This window comes from Actinomyces sp. ZJ308, from assembly GCF_011752065.1.
Classification (GTDB): domain Bacteria; phylum Actinomycetota; class Actinomycetes; order Actinomycetales; family Actinomycetaceae; genus Actinomyces.
This window is the reverse complement of record NZ_JAAIJY010000020.1, coordinates 38,293-62,175: the sequence shown is the minus strand read 5'-3', so window position 1 is coordinate 62,175 and position 23,883 is coordinate 38,293. Positions and strand designations below refer to the sequence as shown.

At 66.7% G+C, this 23,883-nt stretch carries 21 protein-coding genes and 1 tRNA gene; 4 read left to right on the top strand and 18 right to left on the bottom strand.

Features of this window, described 5'->3' with window-relative positions; translation table 11 throughout:
- The first annotated feature begins 249 nt into the window (after positions 1-249).
- Together HCR68_RS09530 and HCR68_RS09525 are read left to right on the top strand one after the other, a co-directional pair.
- Positions 250-534: a YciI family protein gene (locus tag HCR68_RS09530; RefSeq protein ID WP_167148910.1), complete on the top strand. Its 285-nt coding sequence runs from the start codon at positions 250-252 to the stop codon at positions 532-534.
- A gap of 90 nt (positions 535-624) precedes the next feature.
- Positions 625-1,260, top strand: coding sequence for a class I SAM-dependent methyltransferase (locus HCR68_RS09525; protein WP_167148908.1), 636 nt, complete (start codon positions 625-627; stop codon positions 1,258-1,260).
- A gap of 18 nt (positions 1,261-1,278) precedes the next feature.
- On the opposite strand, the gene HCR68_RS09520 is transcribed toward HCR68_RS09525, so the two are convergent.
- The 8 genes from HCR68_RS09520 to polA form a co-directional block, all read right to left on the bottom strand.
- Entirely contained in the window at positions 1,279-3,729 is a 2,451-nt protein-coding gene (locus HCR68_RS09520; protein WP_167148906.1) for an HAD-IC family P-type ATPase, read from the bottom strand.
- 55 nt (positions 3,730-3,784) lie between these two features.
- Positions 3,785-4,789, bottom strand: a complete 1,005-nt coding sequence (locus HCR68_RS09515; RefSeq protein WP_167148904.1) for a TerC family protein — start codon at positions 4,787-4,789, stop codon at positions 3,785-3,787.
- A 237-nt stretch (positions 4,790-5,026) separates the two neighbouring features.
- Positions 5,027-7,123 (bottom strand): excinuclease ABC subunit UvrB, encoded by a 2,097-nt coding sequence (gene uvrB, locus HCR68_RS09510; RefSeq protein WP_167148902.1) that lies wholly within the window; start codon positions 7,121-7,123, stop codon positions 5,027-5,029.
- A gap of 309 nt (positions 7,124-7,432) precedes the next feature.
- Positions 7,433-8,113 carry a transcriptional initiation protein Tat gene (locus tag HCR68_RS09505; RefSeq protein WP_167148900.1) on the bottom strand — a complete coding sequence of 227 codons (681 nt, stop codon included), beginning with the start codon at positions 8,111-8,113 and terminating at the stop codon, positions 7,433-7,435.
- Positions 8,114-8,224: 111 nt separating this feature from the next.
- The gene (gene coaE, locus HCR68_RS09500) at positions 8,225-8,818 is read right to left on the bottom strand and encodes a dephospho-CoA kinase (RefSeq protein ID WP_167148922.1); all 594 of its coding nucleotides are present in this window, start codon (positions 8,816-8,818) and stop codon (positions 8,225-8,227) included.
- 135 nt (positions 8,819-8,953) lie between these two features.
- Positions 8,954-10,699, bottom strand: coding sequence for a hypothetical protein (locus HCR68_RS09495; protein WP_167148898.1), 1,746 nt, complete (start codon positions 10,697-10,699; stop codon positions 8,954-8,956).
- A gap of 205 nt (positions 10,700-10,904) precedes the next feature.
- Complete coding sequence (gene rpsA, locus HCR68_RS09490; protein WP_167148896.1) at positions 10,905-12,362, bottom strand: 30S ribosomal protein S1; 1,458 nt, start codon at positions 12,360-12,362, stop codon at positions 10,905-10,907.
- 309 nt (positions 12,363-12,671) lie between these two features.
- Entirely contained in the window at positions 12,672-15,509 is a 2,838-nt protein-coding gene (gene polA, locus HCR68_RS09485; protein ID WP_208320566.1) for a DNA polymerase I, read from the bottom strand.
- A gap of 188 nt (positions 15,510-15,697) precedes the next feature.
- On the opposite strand from polA, the gene HCR68_RS09480 reads away from it, so the two are divergent.
- Positions 15,698-16,279, top strand: coding sequence for a PaaI family thioesterase (locus HCR68_RS09480; protein ID WP_208320569.1), 582 nt, complete (start codon positions 15,698-15,700; stop codon positions 16,277-16,279).
- Between the two features lie 31 nt (positions 16,280-16,310).
- Here the strand turns inward: HCR68_RS09480 and HCR68_RS09475 are convergent, their stop codons facing one another.
- Entirely contained in the window at positions 16,311-16,919 is a 609-nt protein-coding gene (locus HCR68_RS09475) for a response regulator (RefSeq protein ID WP_126413598.1), read from the bottom strand.
- Between the two features lie 54 nt (positions 16,920-16,973).
- Between HCR68_RS09475 and HCR68_RS09470 the strand changes: the two genes are divergently transcribed.
- Positions 16,974-17,047 (top strand) — tRNA-Leu (locus tag HCR68_RS09470).
- A 54-nt stretch (positions 17,048-17,101) separates the two neighbouring features.
- Here HCR68_RS09470 and pyk read toward each other — a convergent pair.
- The 9 genes from pyk to hisF all read right to left on the bottom strand — a co-directional run bounded on the left by pyk (position 17,102) and on the right by hisF (position 23,880).
- Positions 17,102-18,532: a pyruvate kinase gene (gene pyk, locus HCR68_RS09465; protein WP_126413599.1), complete on the bottom strand. Its 1,431-nt coding sequence runs from the start codon at positions 18,530-18,532 to the stop codon at positions 17,102-17,104.
- A gap of 124 nt (positions 18,533-18,656) precedes the next feature.
- Complete coding sequence (gene lgt, locus HCR68_RS09460) at positions 18,657-19,619, bottom strand: prolipoprotein diacylglyceryl transferase (RefSeq protein WP_167148894.1); 963 nt, start codon at positions 19,617-19,619, stop codon at positions 18,657-18,659.
- Between the two features lie 54 nt (positions 19,620-19,673).
- On the bottom strand, positions 19,674-20,498 hold the full coding sequence (locus HCR68_RS09455) for an indole-3-glycerol-phosphate synthase TrpC (protein ID WP_167148892.1): 825 nt from the start codon (positions 20,496-20,498) through the stop codon (positions 19,674-19,676).
- A 112-nt stretch (positions 20,499-20,610) separates the two neighbouring features.
- A complete protein-coding gene (gene hisI / locus HCR68_RS09450) occupies positions 20,611-20,973 on the bottom strand; it encodes a phosphoribosyl-AMP cyclohydrolase (protein ID WP_208320564.1) in 363 nt (120 codons plus the stop codon).
- Between the two features lie 27 nt (positions 20,974-21,000).
- Positions 21,001-21,390 carry a DUF2752 domain-containing protein gene (locus HCR68_RS09445; protein ID WP_167148888.1) on the bottom strand — a complete coding sequence of 130 codons (390 nt, stop codon included), beginning with the start codon at positions 21,388-21,390 and terminating at the stop codon, positions 21,001-21,003.
- Positions 21,391-21,476: 86 nt separating this feature from the next.
- Positions 21,477-21,764 carry a DUF4190 domain-containing protein gene (locus HCR68_RS09440; protein ID WP_167148887.1) on the bottom strand — a complete coding sequence of 96 codons (288 nt, stop codon included), beginning with the start codon at positions 21,762-21,764 and terminating at the stop codon, positions 21,477-21,479.
- A 125-nt stretch (positions 21,765-21,889) separates the two neighbouring features.
- Positions 21,890-22,018 (bottom strand): hypothetical protein, encoded by a 129-nt coding sequence (locus HCR68_RS14455; protein ID WP_279586985.1) that lies wholly within the window; start codon positions 22,016-22,018, stop codon positions 21,890-21,892.
- 214 nt (positions 22,019-22,232) lie between these two features.
- The gene (locus HCR68_RS09435) at positions 22,233-22,568 is read right to left on the bottom strand and encodes a DUF4190 domain-containing protein (protein ID WP_167148885.1); all 336 of its coding nucleotides are present in this window, start codon (positions 22,566-22,568) and stop codon (positions 22,233-22,235) included.
- 541 nt (positions 22,569-23,109) lie between these two features.
- On the bottom strand, positions 23,110-23,880 hold the full coding sequence (gene hisF / locus HCR68_RS09430; protein WP_167148883.1) for an imidazole glycerol phosphate synthase subunit HisF: 771 nt from the start codon (positions 23,878-23,880) through the stop codon (positions 23,110-23,112).
- Positions 23,881-23,883 lie beyond the last annotated feature (3 nt).

Sequence of the window (23,883 nt, the reverse complement as noted above, 5' to 3'; positions counted from 1 at the left end):
TCCATGAGCAAGCCGTCCTTCCCAGCAGGAGCGGTGAGATCTGGTGTAACACCACCGATCCTGCGAGGCCCTCACCCCATTGCCCAGCACCCACGCCGACCCACACCCCTTGGACTTACTCATCTAGGGGTTCACCGCACGTACCGCGTGATCGCACACGTGTTCGACATGTCTCATCGCCGACTACCGGAAGAATCTACGGCCTCATGTTCGGACCACGCTCCGCCCGTCCAGCCCTATGCTGAGGCCATGAGCAAGATCTATGCCGTCGAGTACCGCTACGTCACCGACAAGGATGAGGAGATGGCCGCCGTGCGTCCCTCGCACCGCACCTTCAACGGCCGACTGGCCGACGAGGGCAGGCTGCTCGCCGCCGGACCCTACGTGGGCACCCACGACGCCCTCATCGTCGTGAGGGCCGAGGACGAGGCCGGTGCGCTGGCCCTGCTCGATGAGGACCCCTTCCACCGGGCCGGCTATATCTCTGAGCGCATCCCGCGTGAGTGGAACCCCGTCATCGGGGTCCTGGCCTGAACCGGTACACGAGCCGGCAGGTGAGCCGGCACTGCGGCTCAGATGCTGACGCCTCTTGCTCCCGCCCCGTTCGGCCAGGAGCATGTGCCTATGGCGACCTCCGACCCCTTCACCTCCCCAGCCGTGCCGACCGAGTCCCAGTTCTCCCGCCCCTCCTCCCTGACCGGACTCGTGCTTCTTCGCAGCATGAACATCGGGCACGCCCGCCTGCATCGCTGGGGGCTCCAGGCGGCGGGGATCCAGCCACGTGACAAGGTGCTCGACGTCGGCTGCGGAGGAGGTAGGGCCCTGGCACGGATCCTTAAGTCCACGCGCCGCGAGGTCGCCGGCGTTGACCACTCCCCCGAGGCGGTTGAGACCAGCAGGCGCGTCAACCGCGGGGCCGTGGCCTCCGGACGCCTACGGGTCCTGGAGGCGTCCGTTGAGAACCTGCCCTTCCGTGACGGTTTCTTCGATGTGGTGACGGCCTTCGAGACCACCTACTTCTGGCCCGACCTGCAGGCCGGTCTCATCGAGATCCGCCGTGTGCTGAGTCCTGGGGGCAGGCTCGTGGTCACCAACGAGTACGCCGACCGATCGGCGTCAGGACGTTGGGCGGAGCGTCTGGACATGAACATCCCCGATGGTCGGGCTCTCGCCGGCCTCGCCTACGAGGCCGGGTTCCTCACGGTCGACACCAGCACCCATCCCCACCACGGGTGGCTTCGCCTCGTCGCCGCACGATAGCGACGGGCTGACGGATCTCTAGCCGCGTCCGCGCACGATCCGACGCCGCACGAGGTGAACCAGCTCGATCCCGCCAACGGCCAGGCCTGCCATGAGCGCAATGACCCACCAGACCCCGGGGGTGGGCCAGGCCAGCAGGAAGAAGGACCGTACCGGTGGGGCGACGACGCCCAGGACCGCGATCGCCCCCATGAGGGCGACCAGCCCCAGCCGCCAGCTCGTCAGAGGCCTGGCGGTGAGCGTGAGCAGCCACAGGCCGCAGGTGATGAGCACCAGGGTCGTCGCCGTGGTCACCTGGGCGCGAGGGGCGTGAGTGAGCGTCAGCCAGAGGTAGGTGGCCAGGGTGACGGTTCCTGCCATGATCCCCGCGGGCACGCACAGGCTGAGAACCCGCCCGAGGAATCCTTCCCGGTAGCGCTGGGAGCTCGGTGCCAGGGCCAGGACGAAGGCCGGGATCCCGATCGTCAGTGAGGAGACGACCGTGAGCTGGCGGGGCATGAAGGGGTAGGCGACTGCCGTGGCCGCCACGACGACGGCGATGAGTGAGGCGTAGATGGTCTTGGCCAGGAACAGGGAGGCGATGCGCTCGGTGTTGGCCATGACGCGGCGCCCCTGGGCCACGACCCCGGGAAGGGCGGAGAACTCGCCCTTGAGCAGCACGAGGCGGGCCACTGCCTTCGTGGCGGGAGCCCCGTTGCCCATGGCGATGCCGAGATCCGCGTCCTTGAGCGCCAGGGCGTCGTTGACACCGTCCCCGGTCATCGCCACGACGTGACCCCGGGACTTCAGAGCCCGCACCAGCGCCCGCTTCTGCTCGGGCGTGACGCGTCCCAGGACGCTGGCTCCCTCGACCGCGTCGGCCAGCCGCTCCAGGTCGACGGCCGTCTCCTGGCCACTGCCCGCCCCCGCCGGAAGAGTGCGTGCGTCAAGTGCCACGAGCTCGCCGCCGTCGGGTGCGGTGACACCGGCCTGACGGGCGACGGCGGCCACGGTCTCGGGGCTGTCTCCGGAGATGACCTTGGCATCCACGCCCTGCTGGCGGAAGTAGGCGAGGGTCTCAGCGGCGTCGGGGCGGATCTCCTCGGTCAGGACGACGATCCCGGCGGCCTCGAGGTCACCGGGAAGCCGCGGCTCGTCCTCCCCCGGGATCTGCGTCCAAGGAGAGTGTGACCGGGCCAGGGCCACGACGCGCACTCCCTGAGCGGCGATCCGGCGAGCGCGTTCCAGAACGTCCTCACCGGGTCCTGCCAGGACGATCTCGGGGGCGCCGAGCACCCAGGTGGTGGCGTCGACACGGACCGCGGACCACTTGCGGCGTGAGGAGAAGGGCACCGACTCCACACCGGCCGGCGCCAGCGTCTCCTCAAGCCCCTGCGCGCCGAGCCCCTCCCTGATGGCCTCCGCAGTGGCGTTGGTCTCCCCCACCGTGCTGAGCAGGGCCAGCGCCGAGAGCACCTCGGGTGGCGCCTGCGCGCCGTCGGGTCCCCGGACCTCCCCCAGGCGGATGCGGCCGGTGGTGATGGTGCCGGTCTTGTCCAGGCACAGGGTGTCGACCCGGGCCAGGACCTCGACGGCGGGCAGCTCCTGAACCAGGACGTTGCGCCTGGCCAGAGCCAGGGATGCGGTGGCGAAGTTGACGGAGGTCAGGAGCACCAGGCCCTGGGGCACCATGCTGACCACCCCGGCGATCCCGGCGACGACCGCGGGCCGCCACGCACCACTGCTCCAGGCCTCGGCGATGCTCCCGCTCAGGCGCAGCTGGGACCACACCAGAACCAGGGCCACGGGCACGATCACCCAGCTGATCCAGTGCAGCACCCGGTTGGTTCCGGCCTGCAGCTCGCTGACGACGAGGGAGTACCTGCGAGCCTCCCGGGCCAGCCGGTGGGCGTAGGCGTCCCCACCGACGGCGGTGGTACGGAACAGGCCGGTCCCGGCCGTCACCGTGGTGCCCGACATGACCTGATCGCCGCTATCAGGACGCACGGGCCGAGACTCCCCGGTAAGGATCGACTCGTCGATCTCGAGGCCGTCGCTGGTGACCACCTCCCCGTCCGCGGGCACCTGCTGACCGGCGCTGAGGCGTACGACGTCGTCGATGACAACCTCACCGACTGCCACCTCGGTCTCGATCCCCTCCCTCAGGACAACGGTCCGGGGAGACTCCAGGACGGCCAGACGGTCCAGGGCCCGCTTGGCCCGGATCTCCGCCAGGGTGCCGGTGGCCGTGTTGAGCAGCAGGACGAATCCGAACAGCGCGTCCGCCCAGTGCCCCAGTGCCAGAACGAGGACCAGGGCGCCGCCGAGGATGGCGTTGAAGATCGTGAAGACGTTGGCCCGCAGGATCTGGGCGGCGCTGCGGGAGGTCCGCTCTCGGTACTCGTTGGTCCGTCCGGCGCTGACGCGCTCGGCGACCTGGGCGGCACTGAGCCCGGTCACTGGGACCTCAGAGGTGTTCGTGGTGCTCACGGAGCAGACTGTAGTGATCGACCGAGGACTGGTCCTCCTCCTGCCGGCCGAGACGTCAGGACGTGACCTCGGCCCGCCGGGCATCGGCTCGCGACTTGAGGACCGAGGCGATGACGGTGACGACGACGGTGGTGACGATGACGCCGAGGGAGACCCCGATCGAGGCCTCGGGGATGCCGTGCCACTCCTGGCCCCCGTTGATGAAGGGGACCTCGTTGGTGTGCAGGGCGTGGACGATGAGCTTGAAGCCGATGAAGCCCAGGATGACCGCCAGGCCGTAGTGCAGGTAGACGAGCCGGTCGAGCAGGCCGTCGATGAGGAAGTAGAGCTGGCGCAGACCCAGCAGGGAGAAGGCGTTGGCGGAGAAGACGAGGAAGGGCTCGCTGGTCAGTGAGTAGATCGCGGGGATGGAGTCCACGGCGAACATGACGTCTGCCGTGCCGATGGCGATGATGCACAGCATCATGGGGGTGATCATGGTGCGTCCGGCGTGGCGGTGGATGACCTTGCCGCCCACGAAGCCGTCGGTCATGGGAATGACGCGGGCGATGAGCTTGACGAAGCCGCTGGGCTTGTATTCCTCGTCCTCGTCGTCGGGCTCCTCAACCCCCTCCCGGGCCTGGGAGAACGCGGTCCACAGGAGCCAGGCCCCGAAGAAGTAGAACACCCAGGAGAAGTTCTCGATGAGTGCGGCGCCGGCGAGGATGAAGACGAGCCTGAGGACGAGGGCGATGACGATGCCCGCGAGCAGCACCTCCTGCTGGTACTTCCGGGGCACCTTGAAGGAGGACATCATGATGACGAAGACGAAGAGGTTGTCGATGCTCAGCGCCTTCTCGGTGATGTAGCCGGCCAGGTACTCCTGGGCGAACCCGCTCCCCCACACGAACCAGACGATCCCGCCGAACACCAGGGCCATGGCGATGTAGGCCACCGACCAGACGGCGGCCTCCTTCATGGTGGGCTCGTGCGGCGTGCGCACGTGACCGATGATGTCGATCGCGATGAGGGTCAGGATGATGGCCGCCAGGCCGATCCACCCCAGGATGTGGACGTCCACGTGTTCTCCTCCGGTACGGAACTGGTACCGGAGGTCTCCTCCCGCCACGGGCGCCGGCGCTCAAGGCTCGTGCCGCTCTGGCCGCGACGCCGGGAACGCAGGGCCATTGTGTTCCTGCACCACCGTGATGACGACGTCGCCGTTGGTTGGGAGTACTCCCCTCCGTGTATAACGTCTGAGAGTCTAACGGGCGGCACCCTTCGGTGTAGCCCCATGAGTCCATCCGAGGCTGTGAGATCAGTCCGCGGCGCGCATGGCGCGCAGCTCCTTCTTGAGGTCCTGGATCTCGTCGCGCAGCCGGGCGGCGAGCTCGAAGTGGAGGTCCTCAGCGGCGGCGTGCATCTGCTGGGTGAGCTCGTTGATGAGCTCGACCAGGTCCTCCTGCGCCGCCCCGGCGAGCTTCTCGCGCACCGTGGCCTCGGCCGCGTGCTTGCGCCGTGCCCGCAGCGAGGAGTCCTCATGGCCCCGGTAGCCGCCGGCCAGCAGATCGGCGGTGTCGACGTCCTCGCGGGCGAGCATGTCGGTGACATCGGCGATCTTCTTGCGCAGCGGCTGCGGGTCAATACCGCGCTCGGAGTTGTAGGCCAGCTGCTTGGTGCGGCGCCGCTCCGTCTCCTCGATGGCCTCGGCCATGGCCGGGGTGATGGTGTCGGCATACATGTGGACCTCGCCGGAGACGTTGCGGGCGGCGCGTCCGATGGTCTGGATGAGGGAGCGGGTCGAGCGCAGGAAGCCCTCCTTGTCCGCGTCCAGGATGGACACCAGTGAGACCTCCGGCAGGTCCAGGCCCTCGCGCAGCAGGTTGATGCCGACGAGCACGTCGAAGCGTCCCAGCCGCAGCTCACGCAGGAGCTCGACACGCCGCAGGGTGTCGACGTCGGAGTGGAGGTACTCCACGCGCACGCCCCGCTCGGCGAGGTAGGTGGTGAGGTCCTCGGCCATGCGCTTGGTCAGAGTAGTCACGAGGATCCTCTCCTCGCGCTCGACGCGGGTGCGCACCTCCTCGAGCAGGTCGTCGATCTGCCCCTCGGTGGGCTTGACGACCACCTTGGGGTCCACCAGGCCGGTGGGCCGGATGATCTGTTCGACGACGCCGTCGGAGCGCTGGGTCTCGTAGTCGCCGGGGGTTGCCGACAGGTAGACGGTCTGTCCGATGCGGTCCTCGAACTCGGCGAAGGTCAGGGGCCGGTTGTCCAGGGCGGAGGGCAGGCGGAACCCGTGGTCGACCAGGGTGCGCTTGCGGGAGGCGTCGCCCTCGTGCATGGCTCCGATCTGAGGGACGGTCACGTGCGACTCGTCGATGACCAGGAGGAAGTCCTCGGGGAAGTAGTCCAGGAGGGTGTTGGGCGGGGTTCCGGTCTCACGGCCGTCGATGTGCAGCGAGTAGTTCTCAATCCCCGAGCACATGCCGATCTGCTGAAGCATCTCCAGATCGTAGGTGGTGCGCATGCGCAAACGCTGGGCCTCCAGGAGCCTGCCGTCGTGCTCGAGCTGGGCCAGGCGCTCGGCGAGCTCGGTCTCAATGCCCTCAATGGCCTTCTGCATGCGCTCGGGGCCGGCCACGTAGTGGGACGCGGGGAAGACGAAGACCTGCTCGGCGGTGTCGATGACGTCACCGGTCACGGGGTGGAGCGTGGCCAGGGCCTCGATCTCGTCGCCGAAGAACTCGATGCGGATGGCGAGCTCCTCGTACATCGGGATGATCTCCACCGTGTCCCCGCGCACGCGGAAGGTTCCCCGGGAGAAGTCGATGTCGTTGCGGGTGTACTGCATCGACACGAAGCGACGCAGAAGCTCGTCCCGGTCGATCTGCTGGCCCACCTCCAGGGTCGTCATCCGGTCCACGTACTCCTGGGGGGTGCCCAGTCCGTAGATGCAGGAGACGGAGGAGACGACGACGACGTCGCGGCGGGTGAGCAGGGAGTTGGTGGCGCTGTGTCGCAGGCGCTCGACCTCGTCGTTGATGGAGGAGTCCTTCTCGATGAAGGTGTCCGTCTGGGGGACGTAGGCCTCGGGCTGGTAGTAGTCGTAGTAGGAGACGAAGTACTCCACCGCGTTGTTCGGGAGCAGCTCGCGGAACTCGGCGGCCATCTGGGCGGCCAGCGTCTTGTTCGGCTCCAGGATGAGGGTGGGGCGCTGCACCTGCTCGACGAGCCAGGCAGTCGTCGCGGACTTGCCGGTTCCGGTGGCGCCCAGCAGGACGATGTCCTTCTCCCCCGCCTGAAGGCGCTCGGTCAACTCGGCGATCGCCGTGGGCTGGTCCCCACTGGGCGAGTAGGGACTGACGACCTCGAAGGGCTTGACGGCGCGCTGGAGCTCGGTGACGGGACGCATGCTCCCAGGCTACGCGGTCGCACCGACACCGATGACACCTCCGATCGCACGACCGCCTCGTTCATCTTCCTGCGATCCGAGCGTCACCACACTGATACGTCTTTGTATCCCGTCAGGAACCATTCAATCGAACTCGCCTATTACGGTGGTCCCCGCAGGACGCCAGGTCGTCCCATTCTCATCCCCTGAGCCCAAGGAGCTCTCATGGCCTTCATCGTTGCCGTCTCCGCCACCATCGTCGGCGCCCTCAGCCCCACCCGCACAGGCACTCGACGCAGCAGCTGATCCGTTCGAGTGCGTCCGCCGGCTCTACAGCTCGGTTCCGCCCCACTCGACGGCGGTGAATCCGGTTCGAGCAGGTGCCGGCACCAGGTCCTGCTCCGGAACCGGCGTCCGAGGCACCTCCCCGATGAGGACGTAGACCCGGATGAACGTCTCCGGGAGAACCTCAGCGCCCGACGAGGTGTCCGTGAATCGATAGACGGCGCGACGAGCGTACTCATCAGTGGCGAAGGTGACCAGGGCACTACCACGCTCGGCGATTCGTGGGCCCCAGAAGGTGATGAACTCGGATGCCTCACGCTGGCTGAGCCCCAGGACGGAGAGCTTCTCCTCCAGAAAACCGGTCGCCGCATCGGCGTGAACAACGAAGCCCTCGTCCTGAGTGGAGGAGGCGGGCCCCTCCCCCTCCCAGAACAGTGACGGGTAGTGTCGTCCTGAGGCGTCGGTGAGGTCCCCGTCGGGACTCGCCGTCACCTGCCAGCTGACGCGACCATCGGCCTGGGTCTGCGGCTTCGGATAGGTGTATGTCAGCCTCCCCTGGTAGTCCAGGCTCACCGAGAGATTCGTGGTCACTGAGGGGTAGAGGTACAGGACCGGCTTCTTATCCTGCTGGTCGGGGGCACAGCCCGCGAGCATCCCGATCCCCGTGAGGCTCCCGAGCAGCAGGAGCCTCCGACGAGTGAGGTCGGCCATCGACGATCGCGGCATAACGGCTCCTTCGACTGATACGTCTGCCCTAGCGGCGTCCGGGGCGCCGCAGCTCCTCGTCCCACTGTAGGAGTGGGCGCGATGTCTGCCGATGGGAAGGCGTCCCCGTTGTCAGGCGATGCCTCCCGGCTCCATGATCCGGGTGCTCCAGAGCCTGTCGACGTCCGCACGGAGCTCATCGGTCGACCCGGAGTTGGGCAGGACGGCGTCGGCGACGGCTCGCCGCTCCTCATCAGTCGCCTGCGATGCGATACGGGCCAGAGCCTCATCGCGCCCCATCCCTCGCTCGGCGAGTCGCTTCAGGCGCAGCTCGAGATCGGCCTCAACGACGACGACGAGGTCGAACAGGTCCTGCATCTGTCCCTCGACAAGCAGGGGGACGTCGTAGACCGCCACCTGTCCGGCCGGAACCGTCTCCATCCGGGCCCACGCCTCGGCCGCGATGAGGGGCAGAAGGATCTCCTCCAGGCGCGCCAGGCGCAGCTCATCGGAGAAGACCACACGCCCCAGGGCGCTGCGGTCGAGTGAGCCATCGGAGGCGAGAACGTCGTCTCCGAACTCAGCCACGACCGCCGCGAGACCGTCGCTGCCCGGAGTGACGACGTCGCGAGAGATCTCGTCCGCACTGGTGACGACCGCTCCATGATCCGCCAGCAGGGCGGCGACAGTAGACTTACCAGCGCCGATGCCGCCGGTCAGCCCCACGCGTAGAGCGCGATCCGTAGGACGGTGAGTGGGCCGGGCTGCAGACGTATGATGCATGACCCCATCATGCCGTGACCCGCCTGACCAGGGCCAGCGTGTTTCCGATACTGGTGACTGCGACTACCGCGGGGCCTGTCATCCGGGTTCTGAGACGCCCTCGTCACCAACCTTGATCGTTGTCATCGAGCCCGGACGTCTTCTTCCTCCTCGTCCCCGGCCGTAGGGGGCGATGCGCTCCTCGACCTTGGCCAGGGCCTCAGCAGCCCTGCGTGGAGGACTCACACAGCGGGAGACCTGGGTCGAGGCCCGCGAGATGACCTCTCGGACGATCGGGGCCCGAGAGCTGTCCTCCTCCACCCCTTCAACGAGAACCTCCGCCAGGGCGGAGAGCACCTGTACCGCAATGAGCGGGTCACCGACGGCGTCGATCAGCATCCCGCAGCGTTCCCCCGGACGGTTCAACGGCCAGCTCGCCATCGCCTCGCAGCACCGCTGCCATGCCCGCAGGCTGGAGGCGTTGTCACCACGCGCCTGGGCTGCGTGGGATGCCAGGGCCAGTGCGGCGCAGGCAGTCTCCGTCCACCCCTGGCTCAGACTCAGCTCCGCCGTGTCGAGGTGCTCCTTCTCCGCGCGCTCGTTGGCGCCGAGCGCGGCCAGGAGTCGCCCGAAGGCCAGTCGAAGGTCGACGACCAGCTCCAGGGCGGTGTCGTCAACCACGTCAGACAGTGAGGCACTGACAGTTTCAGCCGTCGTCATGGCGCGTTGACGCACCGACTCCATGCCGTAGCCGCGAGACAGGGTGAGCAGCTCGCGGACCTCCTTGAGCAGGGCTCCTTGGTTACGCAGTCGCGAACGGTCCGCCGGCACCGCACTCGTCACCGTCCCGTAGGACCGAGTGGCCAGCCCTGCGGCCTCGGCGGCCATCCTCATCTCGATCCGGTAGGAGACGCCGTTGTTGCCGTTGCGAGTATCGAAGCGGACAGCAATGCCGCGAGCGAAGCTGGTGATGACGTCGTAGGCGTGGGCAACCGTGTCCCATGCGGTCAGCTCCAGATCGCCCCACGGGGTCTTCCAGCTCAACGAGGCGCCCAGGGCGTGATTGCCGTAGCCGGATCTGTTCGCCTCCCTCATCACCAGGGCCAGCCCGACGGCCGTGTTCATCAACCGCCAGGCCGATGCCTCGGCCACACCCTTCAAGTCGGTGTGACGCATGAGTGCAATGGCTCGCTGCCACTGGGAGGACAGGCCGAGGTACTCGAGTCTGTCGCCGAGTGACTGCAGCGAGGCGACGTCGGGCAGGTGAAGCCGGCTCAGGGAGACGAATGCGTCCTCGGCCTCAACGAGTCGTTTGTGCGCCAGATAGGGAATCAGGACAGCCCCCAGACCCTGTGCGCTCTCCACGGGATCGGCTTCGGCACGGTTCGGTGTCGCGGTCGTGGTACTGATGACGCCGGAGTAGTCGTCGTGCATGCGGGCAGTCGCCAGTACCGCTCCGGTATCGGTCTCGCCGAAGGAGAACAGCCTGGCCTCGCGAAGCTGTTCGAGGGCCTCGTCCCTGAGCCCGAGGACGGCGGAGAGCTCGACCCGTGCATAGCGCAGCGGGAGCGTCGAGTAGCCGTGGGCCGCCCTGAGCCTCCGGCAGAAGGAGATCGCCTGGTCGAGGCTCTCCTTGCTCATGTCCGGGTTCTGACCGAGCTGGACCAGCCACGCCCGATCGACGACGGACAGTGCCTGCGCCACCTGGTCGGGTGACTCGTCCGGGGCCGGTCCCTCGGCACCGTCAGCGACGATTGCCTTCCACAGGGCAGCAGCGCTGGCGCGACTGGGGCAGACGGGGTCGACATCCTCCAGGGCACGGGCAATGTCGTCCCAACAGCTCATGTCGCCTCCATCAGTCGTCGCGTACGGGTCGTCCTGTTCCAAGAGAGCCAAGGAGCATCAGCCCCGGCCACAGCCTCGCACGGTGACGCGGTCTGAGCGATGGGGAGAGGGCACCAGCGTCTGAGGGTCTCCACCTGCCTTGCAGGTGGAGACCCTCAGAGGAGCTCAGTGTTCAGTCCTGATCAGTGATGAGAAATGCAGGAGCTCAGTTACCGGTGAGCTTCTCGCGCAAGGCGGCCAGAGCCTCGTCAGAGGCGAGCGTTCCCGAGGCCTCCGAGGGAGCCGAGGAGTAGGAGGTGTTGCCTGCGGGGGCCGCCGCCGGCGCACCGGACTCCTGCTCCTCCTCCAGTGCCTTGGCGACCTGGGCCTTGTGGGCCTCCCACCGGGCGTGAGCCGCCGCGTACTCGGCCTCCCAGGCCTCGCGCTGGGCGTCGTAGCCCTCGAGCCACTCGTTGGTCTCCGGGTCGAAGCCCTCGGGGTACTTGTAGTTGCCCTGCTCGTCGTACTCGGCCGCCATTCCGTAGAGGCTGGGGTCGAAGTCCTCGGAGGCGGGGTCGACACCCTCGTTGGCCTGCTTCAGCGACAGGGAGATGCGACGACGCTCCAGGTCGATGTCGATGACCTTGACGAAGACCTCGTCACCGACCTTGGCCACCTGCTCGGGCACCTCGACGTGACGCTGGGCCAGCTCGGAGATGTGAACCAGACCCTCGATACCGTCCTCGACGCGGACGAAGGCACCGAAGGGAACCAGCTTGGTGACCTTGCCGGGAACAACCTGGCCGATGGCGTGGGTACGGGCGAAGGCCTGCCACGGGTCCTCCTGGGTCGCCTTGAGCGACAGGGAGACGCGCTCGCGATCGAAGTCGACGTCCAGGACCTCGACAGTGACCTCGTTACCGACCTCGACGACCTCGGAGGGGTGGTCGATGTGCTTCCAGGAAAGCTCGGAGACGTGGACCAGGCCGTCGACGCCGCCCAGGTCCACGAAGGCACCGAAGTTGACGATGGAGGAGACGACACCGGAGCGGACCTGCCCCTTCTGGAGCGTCTGAAGGAAGTTGGTGCGGACCTCGGACTGGGTCTGCTCGAGCCAGGCGCGGCGGGAGAGGACCACGTTGTTGCGGTTCTTGTCCAGCTCGATGATCTTCGCCTCGAGCTCACGGCCCACGTAGGGCTGGAGGTCACGCACACGACGCATCTCCACCAGCGAAGCGGGCAGGAAGCCGCGCAGACCAATGTCCAGGATGAGACCACCCTTGACAACCTCGATGACGGAGCCGGTGACGACGCCGTCCTCCTCCTTGATGCGCTCGATGGTGCCCCAGGCGCGCTCGTACTGCGCACGCTTCTTGCTCAGGAGCAGGCGGCCCTCCTTGTCCTCCTTCTGCAGGACAAGAGCCTCGATCTCGTCGCCGACGGAGACGATCTCATCGGGGTCGACGTCGTGCTTGATGGACAGCTCGCGAGCGAGAATGACGCCTTCGGTCTTGTAGCCAATGTCGAGGAGGACCTCATCGCGGTCGACCTTGACAACAGTGCCCTCGACGATATCGCCGTCATCGAAGTACTTGATGGTCTCGTCAACGGCGGCGAGGATCTCCTCGGTCGAGCCGATGTCGTTGACTGCGACCGGGGCGGGGCTGGGCGTAGTGGTTGTCATTGAGTGGATGCTCCGAATACGGATAGTTGGATCGGGTCGATAGAGACTGCGCGCTCCCCAGTGGCGCGAACCGGCCCGGACCAATTCATCACCCTGGTTGGATTACTCTCATAGGAGACGCCCAGGAGCGCACGAGTGAACCTTAGCAGCACGTGACGAATCCGTAACTAGACGATCCTCAAGCATTCTCCCGCATGCGCGTGCAATCGCTCACGTCATCTGACAACTGGGTATCGAAAGGATGACGTCACAGCCTCATTTACGTATCAACGGCTTTTTCCGGCGCTGATCGACGGTCTCGGGAAGAGCCTAGTGGGCAGCCTCACGCCAGGTGCGTCCTCGTCCGACAGCGACATCGAGAGGGACCGAGAGCTCGGCCGCACCCCCCATCTGCTCCTTGAGGAGGGTCTCGACCTCCTCGGCCTCTCCAGGCGCGACCTCGACCAGGAGCTCGTCGTGAATCTGCAGGAGGACGCGACTGCACAGGTCCTGCTCGCTCAGCGCGCGATCGACGTCGATCATGGCCTTCTTGACGATATCGGCGGCGCTGCCCTGGATAGGGGCGTTGAGCGCGGCCCGCTCGGCCATCTCGCGGCGCTGCCGGTTGTCGCTGGTCAGGTCCGGCAGGTAGCGACGACGACCGAACATCGTCTCGGTGTATCCGTCACGACGTGCCTGCTCCACCACGGACTCCAGGTAGTCGTGAACCTTTCCGAATCTGGCGAAGTAGGCGCTCCTCAAGTCCGCGGCCTCGGCGTTGTCGATGCCGAGCTGGCGGGCCAGCCCGAAGGTGGACAGCCCGTAGGCCAGCCCGTAGCTCATGGCCTTGACGTGGCTGCGCTGCTGAGCGGTCACGTCGTCAACCTCGATGCCGTGGACCATGGCGGCGACGTAGCGGTGCAGGTCCTCCCCGCTGCGGAAGGCCTCGATGAGTGCCTGATCACCGGACAGGTGCGCCATGATGCGCATCTCGATCTGGGAGTAGTCGGCGGTCATCAGGCACTCGTAGCCCTCACCGACGGTGAAGGCCTCACGGATGCGCCTCCCCTCCTCGTTGCGGGCCGGGATGTTCTGCAGGTTGGGGTCGGTCGATGACAGGCGCCCGGTGGCCGCGATGGTCTGCTGGAAGGTGGTGTGGATGCGCCCGTCGGTCTGGATCGCCTTGCGCAGGCCCTCCACCGTCTGCCTCAGCTTGATGGCGTCTCGGTGCTCGAGAAGGTTCTCCAGGAACGGGTGTGACGTCTTGGCGTACAACCCGGCCAGGGCCTCGGCGTCGGTGGTGTAGCCGGTCTTCGTCTTGCGGGTCCTGGGCATCTTCAGCTCGTCGAACAGGACGGCCTGGAGCTGCTTGGGACTGGAGAGATTGAGCTCACGCCCGGCAGCGGCGTAGGCGCCCTCAGCGGCGTGGGTGACTCGGGCATCGAGCTCGGTCTCGCGGGCGGCGAGCACGGCGTCATCAACGGCGATACCCGTGTCCTCCATCACTGTGAGGGTCGCGGCCACGGGCATCTCCAGGTCGGTGAAGAGTCCTACGGCGTTGCGGACCGCCATCTGCTCGTCGAGCACCGACTGGAGAGGGAGGAGGACGGCCGCTCGCCGCGCACTGGCCCGATGCGCATCGGGCACGGCCTCGGAGGCCAGGGCCTCGAGGTCGAAGGCGCTCTGGGACGCGCTGGGGCCATCGTCTGTCCGGTCCCCGCCCCCGCTGATGTCTGCCAGGTCGATGCCGAGCCAGCGCTGGGCGAGGGTGTCGACGTCGTAGCTGCGCTGCTCGGGGCGGCACAGGTAACCGGCCAGCGAGGGGTCCGCGATGACACCGTCCAGCGTGAGTCCACGGGCGGTCAGAGCATGCCAGCTCCCCTTGGCGTCGGCGACCAGCTTGGACCGGTCGAGGTCGGCGAGAACCTCGGCGAGGGCGGCCTCGTCCTCGGGCAGGATCTCGGTGAGGTCGATGGCCACCGCGTGGGCGCCGTCGGACAGCGAGACGAGCGTGGCATCGCCCTCCACCGGTTTGAGGACTCCGACGACGTCGACTCCCAGCGAACGGGCCCCGTCGTCGTCGGTCGCAGGCAGGTTGGTCTCCAGCCACTGAGACAGGTTCCCCGCGGGGAGATCGTGGCCGAGCGAGACGATCTCGAGGCTGCTCAGGGCCCCCAGGGGGCCGGACTCCTCTCCTTCTGAGGCCTCGGCATGGTCGGAGATGTCGGTGAAGGTCAGGGTGCGCAGCGCCCGCTGGTGCAGGGTGCGGAACTCCAGGAGCTCGAAGACGCGCGCCAGGTCGGCGCGGTCGGCACCTGAGACACGCAGGTCGATTCGGGGAGCGACTCCCAGCTCCAGGTCGGTGAGCAGACGGTTGAGGCGCCGGTTGCGCATGACGTCGTCGAGGTGATCACGCAGGGACTGTCCCGCCTTGCCCTTGATCTGGTCGGCGTGGGCGATGACTCCGTCGAGCCCGTCGTAGAGGTTGAGCCACTTGGCCGCCGTCTTGGGGCCGACGCCCGGAACCCCGGGAAGGTTGTCGCTGGTCTCCCCCACGAGGGCGGCGAGATGGGGGTAGCGCTCGGGCGTCACCCCGTAGCGCTGCTCGACCTCTTCGGGCGTCATGCGGCGCAGCGTTGAGACGCCTTTGACCGGGTAGAGCACGGTGCAGCGCTCGGTGACGGTCTGGAAGGAGTCTCGGTCTCCCGAGCAGATGAGGACCTCCATACCCTCCGCCTGGGCCGAGCTTGCCAGGGTGGCCAGAATGTCGTCCGCCTCGTAGCCCGCAGCGGTGAGCGCTTTGACGCCCATGGCCTCCAGGACCTCCTGGATGAGCTCGACCTGCCCGAGGAAGGGCTGCGGCGTCTCGTCGCGGGTCCCCTTGTACTCGGCGTACTCCTCGGTGCGGAAGGTGCCTCCCGGCAGGTCGAAGGCGACCGCGACGTGTGTGGGGCGCTCGTTCTCCAGCAGCGAGAGGAACATGGAGACAAAGCCGTGGACGGCGTTGGTGGACTGGCCGGTCGACGTCGTGAAGTTGTCGACCGGCAGCGCGTAGAACGCGCGGAAGGCCATGGAGTGGCCGTCGATGAGAAGAAGACGCTCGGGGGCCGGGTCCGAGGGGTTCTGAGATGTTGGGCTCGTCGCAGGGCTGGTCGCGGTGGTGCTCACCGTGCCAGCCTAGGCCCATGAGCCATCCACAGTCCGACTCGCCCCTCTCCCCCGTCAGTGGAGGAGAGCCATCCGACTCTCAGGCTTCTCCTGTCTCCCCGGCCTCTCCCGTATCCTCCACGCCTCTTGACCCCTCAGGCTCCGCGCGGTTCGACGGGTCCGGTGAGTCCGTCTCCGCCGAGTCCGCGGTGGAGATCGAGACGGTCGAGTCCGCCGACTCCTCCAGCTCACCCGCGATCGTGGGCCCCCTGGGCCCTGTGGGCCGTGTCACGGCGGCCTCCTACTCCGGAGCGAGCACCGCTGCCGTCGCCTTCCCGGATCCGGCTCGCCGCCCATACCCCGATCCTCGCCCCGCCGGTTCCGCCGTCTCCGCCTCCTCCGCGCTGCACGCGGTGCTGGAGGACAGTGAGGAGGGGACGTTGATGGACACGCTCGGGATGGAGGTCGTCAACCGGGACGCGGATCGGACCGAGGTCCGGATGCCGGTCGAAGGAGCACGGCAGGTCGTGGGGATCCTGCACGGTGGCGCCACAGCTGCGCTCATCGAGACGGCCGCCTCCGTGGCAGCGCGTGCGGCGGCACCCGACGGCGCCATCCCGGTCGGGGCGGAGCTGACCGTCAGTCACCTGCGTTCCGTGACCCGTGGCTGGGTGACGGCCGCCGCGACTCCACTGCACCGCGGCCGCCGCACCGTGGTCTACCAGGTGGCGGTGACCGACGAGGACGAGCGGACGATCGCGGTGGGGACGCTTCGCAGCCTGTTCACCTGAGACACCGCGACGGACGTGGCACGGACGTGGCTCAGTCCTTCTTGGCGGCGCCGACCTGCTCAATGACGGCGTCGGCGACCTCGCGCATGGTCAGGCGTCGGTTCATGGAGGTCTTCTGGAGCCATCGGAACGCCTCCGGCTCGCTCAGTCCCATGCGTTCCATGAGCAGGCCCTTGGCCCGGTCAACGCGCTTGCGGGTCTCGAAGCGCTCAGTGAGGTCAGAGATCTCACTCTCCAAGGAGAGGATCTCCTCGTGCCGGGACATGGCGATCTCAAGAGCCGGGATGAGGTCCGCCGGCGTGAAGGGCTTGACGACGTAGGCCATGGCGCCGGCGGCGCTGGCTCGCTCCACGAGCTCGGTCTGGGAGAAGGCGGTCAGCATCACGACGGCGCAGTTGTGCTTCTCAAGAATCCTCTCCGCTGCCGTGATGCCGTCGGTCACCGGCATCTTGACGTCGAGAACGCACAGGTCGGGGGTGTGCTCATCAGCCAGGCGGACGGCCTCCTCCCCGTCTGCAGCCTCAGCGACGATCTCGTACCCGGCGTCGGTGAGGGTCTCGACGATGTCGAGGCGGATGAGGGTCTCGTCCTCAGCGACGAGTACCCGGCGGGACCTGGTGGTGCTGGACTCATTGCTCACGGCTGTGATCCTAGTATGATCTCGCTGTTGGCGCTCTCGCAGAGGGGTGACCGCGCCTCCGTAGCCCAATTGGCAGAGGCATCCGACTCAAAATCGGAGTGTTGTGGGTTCGAGTCCCACCGGAGGTACTCATGACTGAGGGGCCTCCCACCATGCGATGGGAGGCCCCTCAGTGTCGATGCTCAGGCCTTGTAGTCGACCGTCTCACCCACGGTGTGGACACGGATCGAGTTGGTGGAGCCGGGCGTACCCGGAGGCATACCGGCCACGATGACGACGGTGTCGCCCGGCTGTGCCAGGTGCTTGTCCTGGAGGATCTCGTCGACCTGAGCCACCATCTCGTCGGTGTGCTGAACCTCGGGAACCTCATAGCTCTGCACGCCCCAGGAGACAGCGAGCTGGTTGCGCGTCTCGTGCAGCGGGGTGAAGGCCAGCAGCGGCAGGGGCGAGCGCAGGCGCGACAGGCGTCGGGCCGTGTCGCCGGACTGGGTGAAGGTCACCAGATAGGTGACGTCGAGATGCTCACCCATCTCAGCAGCGGCGCGGGTCAGCGCCCCGCCGCGTGTCTGCGGGTAGGAGCCCAGGCCGGGAATGCGCTCGCCGCCGTGCTCCTCGACGTTCTCGATGATGCTGGCCATGGTGCGCACGGCCTCGATGGGGTAGGCGCCCACGGAGGTCTCTCCGGAGAGCATGACCGCGTCGGCGCCGTCGAGGATCGCGTTGGCGCAGTCGGAGGCCTCGGCGCGGGTGGGGCGTGGGTTCTGGATCATGGACTCCAGCACCTGGGTGGCCACGATGACCGGCTTGGCCTGGCGGCGTGCCAGCTCGATGGCGCGCTTCTGCACCAGCGGGACGGCCTCGAGGGGCATCTCCACGCCGAGGTCACCGCGAGCCACCATGATGCCGTCGAAGGTGGAGACGATGTCGAAGAGGTTCTCCACCGCCTGGGGCTTCTCGATCTTGGCGATGACCGGGATGCGCACGCCGACCTCGTCCATGATCTCGTGGACGTCCTTGATGTCGTCGGCATCGCGCACGAAGGACAGGGCGATGAGATCGGCGCCGATCTTGAGCGCCCAGCGCAGGTCCTCACGGTCCTTCTCGCTGAGGGCCGGAACGGAGACGGCGACACCGGGCAGGTTGATGCCCTTGTTGTTGGAGACGTAGCCGGGTACCTCGACCTTGGTGACGACGTCGGTGTCTGTCACGGCCACGACCCGCACCGCCACGTTACCGTCGTCGATGAGGAGCCGGTCACCGGGACGGCAGTCGCCCGGAAGCCCCTTGAAGGTGGTGGAGGCGCGCTTGACGGTGCCGAGAACGTCATCGATGGTGATCGTGAACTCGTCACCCTTGTTGAGCATGACCTTCTGGTCATCGACGAAACGACCCAGGCGGATCTTGGGGCCCTGGAGGTCGACCAGAACGGCGACGGCGCGGCCGGAGGCGGCTGCGGCCTCGCGGATACGGGCGATGACCTCCTCCTGGTCCTCGGCACGGCCGTGGGAGCGGTTGATGCGTGCGACGTTCATGCCGGCGTCCACGAGCGCTTGCACCTGCTCGGGAGAATCAGTGGCGGGTCCGAGGGTACATACGATCTTGGCTCTACGCATGGGGCCAGGATACGGGACACCGGGCCCTGTGCACGAGGACGAATCCCGGCACTGCTCAGGTTGCGACGAGCCTCACCCGGCTTGTCCTCGCACTCAGCATCGAACCGAGTCCTGGAACGGCCGGTCAGGCGCCTGAGGCTGGCCGGGAGCTCGTCGTCCTTGCGTCGGTCCCGGCCGTCGAGGAGTCCTCGGACGAGTCCTTCTCAGCCGACTCGTCTTCCGAGCCGCCGTTGCCCGGGCCCTCCCCCGATCTTTCGATGGCGTCACTGAGGGGACGCCTGGAGGCGATGGCCAGGCCGATGGCGCCGACGAGGAAGATGACGATGGAGGTCCACACGTTCAGCCGCAGGCCGAGAATCGTCTCCGCCTCGTCGATGCGCAGCATCTCGATCCACACCCGGCCGGCGGTGTAGACCATGAGGTAGACCCACAACAGCCGCCCTCCGGTGACCCCGCGGCGGGACAGCATCCTTCGTCCGACCCACACCAGCAGCGCCGCCCCGGCAAGGTTCCACAGGGCCTCGTAGAGAAAGGTCGGGTGAAACAGGGTTCCGGGCGGGTAGCTCGACCCGGGCGGCAGGTGGGCGTCGTCGATCTGCAGCCCCCAGGGCAACGTCGTCGGTGCACCGTAGAGCTCCTGGTTGAACCAGTTCCCCAGTCGACCAATGGCCTGCGCGACCAGCAGTGCCGGAGCGACGGCGTCGGCAAGCGGAGCGATGCGCAGACCACGGTGGCGCAGCAGAAGCACCCCGGCCAGGACACCGCCCGCGATACCTCCCCAGATGCCCAGACCGCCCAACCACACCTGCGGGATCAGAGCCGGGTCGCCGTCCGGGCCGAAGTAGGCCTCGGGCGAGGAGAGCACGTGATAGATCCGGGCGCCGACGATTCCCGCCGGAACGGCCACGATGGCAACATCGAGGGTGACCTCCGGCTGGCCTCCCCTGGACCGGTAGCGACGGTCGGACCACCACACAGCCACGAACACGCCGATGAGAATGCACAGTGCATAGGCCCGCACCGGAATGGGACCGATGTGCCAGACACTTGACGAGGGGCTTGGCAGGCCGGTAGGTGCCGTCGACATGTCGGACACCGCTGACATCGCCGACATCATGGTGGAAAGCGTGGTGACGGACACTCAGAGGACCTCTCGGTGGGCGGAAGGGATCAGCGCCGGGTGCGCCCCGGCGGCGACCAGCTCGGCAACGAACTGCTGAGGATCGGTGGATCGGATGATGGCCTCACCGACGAGAACGACGTCGGCGCCGCAGCGGGCGAAGCTCATGACGTCGTGGGGGCCTCGCACTCCTCCGGCGGCGATGCGCGTGACCTGGGTGGGCAGTACGTCGGTGACCTGGTCGAACCGGCCGCAGTCGACGGCCAGGGAGTCGGGGTCTCGGGTATCGATGGCGATGATACGGGCACCGGCGTCAACCGCAGTCAAGGCCTCGCGACGGGTACGGGCCTCGACGACGGCGCTCATGCCCAGGGAGTGGACCCGCTCGATGAGCCCTTCCAGCACCAGGGTCTCGAGGCGGGCATCGAGCATGAGCAGATCGGCGCCATGAGCCCGGGCCTCGTGAACCTGATAGGGGGTCACCACCAGATCGTTGGCGAGGACGGGGAGATCCACCGCGGCCCTGACGGCATCCAGGTCCTTGAGAGAGCCTCGTGTCGCGCTCGGACCGGTGACCACTGAGACGCAGGCGGCGCCGCCTGCGGCGTAGAAGCAGGCCAGCATCCCGGGGTCACCGACGCCGCTGAGGTCTGCGAACGTGGCCGTGGAGCGCTTGACCTCGGCGATGACCGTGACCGCGCGGTCGTCGGTACGCAAGCTGGACAGGGCACTGATGGCGCTCGGGGCGAGGCGGGAGGACTCTCGTAGACGAGCCAGCGAGACACGCGAAGCGCGGCGGTCGGCAGCCGCCCTGGCATCGGCCACCATCGCCTCGAACGAGGTCATCACGCACCTCCTCGATCTCACCTGCCGGCGCTCCCGGAGGGCGCCTGTCGTACCCATCGTGACGGCCGGGGGCCGTCTGTTGCAAATCGTTGGACCCTCGAGCGCGGAACGGTCAGTCAGGACGCACGCCCCGCCGGGCCCCAAGGTCACCACCCGCCAGGAAGCAGGTGCGCTCGCCGGTGTGGCAGGCCGCTCCGACCTGGTCGACCTCGACCAGGAGAGCGTCCCCGTCGCAGTCCAGACGGACGGTCTTGACGTACTGCGCGTGACCGGAGGTGTCCCCCTTGCGCCAGTACTCTCGGCGAGACCGCGACCAGAAGGTCACGCGCCCCTCGGTCAGAGTGCGCCGAAGCGCCTCGTCATCCATCCAGCCCACCATGAGAACCTCACGTGAGTCGTACTGCTGGACGACGGCGCAGACCAGGCCATCGGCGTTGCGCTTCAGACGCGCGGAGATCCAGGAATCGAGAGCCACGACTGCATTATGCACGTTATTCTCCCGTCACCCCGGAGGCCCCAGCAGCGGACCGAGGTAGACCCACATTCCGGGCAGGTTGCGAACCACGGCGAAAACAACAAGCGCCACGCCAAGAAGAACGCCCTCTCTTCCCGTGATGAACTGCCGACGCCGCCCTCGGGCCGAGGCGATCAGCCAACGCACCAGCAGAAGAACGGCCAACGCCTCGATCACGAGGGCGAAGGGGTTGTAGCTGAGCGCCCCCCACAGGTCACCATGCATGAGCTCCCGAGTCGCCCGCGTGCCGCCACACAGTGGGCACCACAATCCCGTCAACCGGTGGAGCGGACAGAGGTCCGGAAGTCCCGGAGAACTGCGGGGCAGGGTCAGTGCCCTCAGGACAATGAGGCCACCAGGAACAGTGGAGAGAGCCATGAGAAGCCCCAGGCCGACCCGACTACGAGTGGCAGCACGACTGTCACCCGGATAAACACGTCTAGCCATGTCTCGTAAACCAGCCCTCACGCCTGCAACATACCGAGGTAGGCGATGAAGAATAAGAGATAGGCGGCACTGACTGCGGCACCCACACTCCCCAGAACAACCCCAATGATCGACATCGTCTTGTTCGTAGCGCGTCCCTCATCGGCCGCACGCATCCCTTTGACTCCTACAATGATCGCCGGAACTCCGAGCAGCAGGCCCAGGTAACAGGATAGAAGTAAACTCGCGATACCGAGGCCGAGCGCCCACCCGCCCAGGGCGTTGGCCTCATATCGACGCGGATCGTAGGGAACCCCCCAGTACATTCCCGGACCATACGGCGCGTAAGGGCCGTAAGAAGTCGGTGGGTAGGCATACTGCTGACTGTACGGTTGACCGTAGGACTGCTCAGGAGGAGCCGAGTACGGAACCACCTGACCTCCAGGCGGCGTCAAGTACGGGTCAGGCTGACCAGCCGAATAACCGGCACTGTAATACCCGCCCCCGACGGGATCGCCCACCCCATCAGAGAAAGAGCGCCCTTGAGCAGACAGATAATCTTGGTCACCAGAACTTCCATGTGGATAAGGATTCAATTCACTCATTGTTCCTCCGAGCGGGCCACGTGCGACGCGTAGTCCACATGATGGCATGAAATCCCACGGTGCACGTGGAGCTTCCATGGGGACAACACCCCATCACCGCCTCTGCCGCATATAGCTTCGCCACACAAGCCTCAAGCGAGGCTTGTGTGGCGAAGCAAAGCGAGACACAGGCCTGAGCGCCCACGCACGTCAGACCGACTGGAAACTATTGATGGCCTCGGTGATCTGTCCGGTAGCGAAGGCAATAATCAGCCACAGGATCGAGAGTCCTCCCATCACGATTCCGGCGATGGACATCCCCTTATTGGTCGCACGCCCCTCGTTCGCCGCCTGCATCCCCAGGTAACCCACGATCATCGCAGGGATACCAGTGATGACGCTGCAGCAGATCAGGCTGGCGATCCCGAGCCCGAGGGCCCAGCCTCCCAACGAGTTCTTCTCGTCGGGCCTGGGCCCGAAGCCACCTCCGTAGCCTCCGGGCTGCTGGTTGTACGGACCATTGGGGTAGGCACCCATGTTGCTCATAGATTCTCTCCGTGTCGATAGGGTTCGATGAAGTCGATGTGGGCGATGTGTCATCGAAGTGTAACAGGATCCGCCGGGCACGCAAATCCAGACCTCTTGCAGGCCGGCCAGGGCGTTTGCCGCCAGACGGATCCAGCTTCTCACAAGAAGAACAATGAGAGCCCCACAGATTCCATTGACCCCCAAGACAATACCGGCAGTCCCAGCGCCACGATTGGTGGCCCCACCCCGGCCCACTGCCGCCTGCGCCCCCATCCCCAGAACAATGGCTATTACCCCGAGCACGAGTCCGCGACAGAAGATTTCCGCCACACCCAGCCCAAGGTTCCGGCTACCCAAGTAGTTTTTCTCACTGCCCGGACACTCACAGAAACGTCCACCATCCGAGTAATTCGGTTAACTATAGTAAAAATTCGACGCCAGTCTTCCACATGCTGAGGTATCTCACCGGGGTTGAGGGCGTGCGTGACATGAGTGTTGGAATGTCACGGACGGGCTGGTAGGTCCGGGGGACGCGTCTAATTTGGTGAGAAAACCTTATTCAACGCACCGGATGGTCCGCGTCACGCAGAGCCTTCTTGACGTCGCTGATGGTCATCGCGCCGTAGTGGAAGACCGAGGCCGCCAGGACGGCGTCGGCGCCGTGGTCGGCCGCGATCGCGAAGTCCTCAGGACGTCCGGCGCCGCCGGAGGCGATGAGAGGCACTCGGACCTGAGCGCGAACGGCATCGATCATCTCAATGTCGAAGCCGCCGGTAACGCCGTCGGCGTCCATGGAGTTCAGGAGGATCTCTCCGGCGCCCAGCTCCGAGCCCCGAACCGCCCAGGCGACGGCGTCGATTCCGGTCGATACCCGTCCTCCATGGGTGGTGACCTCGTAGCCTGAGGCAGTGGTGACACCGGACGGGCACCTGCGCGCGTCCACGGACAGGACCACCACCTGGTTGCCGAATCGCTGCGCCACCTCTGCCAGCAGCTCAGGACGAGTGATGGCGGCGGTGTTGACACCGACCTTGTCCGCGCCAGCGCGCAGAAGCTGGTCCACGTCATCGACGGTACGCACTCCACCGCCGACGGTCAGGGGGACGAACACCTGCTCCGCAGTACGGGACACCACGTCCAGCATGGTGGAGCGCCCCTCATGAGAGGCCGACACATCCAGGAAGGTGATCTCGTCAGCCCCCTGGGCGTCGTAGCGAGCGGCCAGCTCCACTGGGTCACCGGCATCCTTGAGATCTTGGAAGTTCACGCCTTTGACGACACGACCGTCCTTGACGTCAAGGCAGGGGATGATGCGAATGGCAACACTCATGAG

What these genes read in the sequence shown, in the direction of transcription:
- HCR68_RS09530 (WP_167148910.1), top strand. Translation starts at nt 250, where the DNA reads ATGAGCAAGATCTATGCCGTCGAGTACCGCTACGTCACCGACAAGGAT.
- HCR68_RS09525 (WP_167148908.1), top strand. Translation starts at nt 625, where the DNA reads ATGGCGACCTCCGACCCCTTCACCTCCCCAGCCGTGCCGACCGAGTCC.
- uvrB (WP_167148902.1), bottom strand. Translation starts at nt 7,123, where the DNA reads ATGCGTCCCGTCACCGAGCTCCAGCGCGCCGTCAAGCCCTTCGAGGTC.
- HCR68_RS09505 (WP_167148900.1), bottom strand. Translation starts at nt 8,113, where the DNA reads ATGCCGCGATCGTCGATGGCCGACCTCACTCGTCGGAGGCTCCTGCTG.
- HCR68_RS09495 (WP_167148898.1), bottom strand. Translation starts at nt 10,699, where the DNA reads ATGAGCTGTTGGGACGACATTGCCCGTGCCCTGGAGGATGTCGACCCC.
- rpsA (WP_167148896.1), bottom strand. Translation starts at nt 12,362, where the DNA reads ATGACAACCACTACGCCCAGCCCCGCCCCGGTCGCAGTCAACGACATC.
- pyk (WP_126413599.1), bottom strand. Translation starts at nt 18,532, where the DNA reads ATGCGTAGAGCCAAGATCGTATGTACCCTCGGACCCGCCACTGATTCT.
- lgt (WP_167148894.1), bottom strand. Translation starts at nt 19,619, where the DNA reads ATGTCGACGGCACCTACCGGCCTGCCAAGCCCCTCGTCAAGTGTCTGG.
- HCR68_RS09455 (WP_167148892.1), bottom strand. Translation starts at nt 20,498, where the DNA reads ATGACCTCGTTCGAGGCGATGGTGGCCGATGCCAGGGCGGCTGCCGAC.
- HCR68_RS09445 (WP_167148888.1), bottom strand. Translation starts at nt 21,390, where the DNA reads ATGGCTCTCTCCACTGTTCCTGGTGGCCTCATTGTCCTGAGGGCACTG.
- HCR68_RS09440 (WP_167148887.1), bottom strand. Translation starts at nt 21,764, where the DNA reads ATGTACTGGGGGGTTCCCTACGATCCGCGTCGATATGAGGCCAACGCC.
- HCR68_RS14455 (WP_279586985.1), bottom strand. Translation starts at nt 22,018, where the DNA reads ATGGAAGTTCTGGTGACCAAGATTATCTGTCTGCTCAAGGGCGCTCTT.
- HCR68_RS09435 (WP_167148885.1), bottom strand. Translation starts at nt 22,568, where the DNA reads ATGAGCAACATGGGTGCCTACCCCAATGGTCCGTACAACCAGCAGCCC.
- hisF (WP_167148883.1), bottom strand. Translation starts at nt 23,880, where the DNA reads ATGAGTGTTGCCATTCGCATCATCCCCTGCCTTGACGTCAAGGACGGT.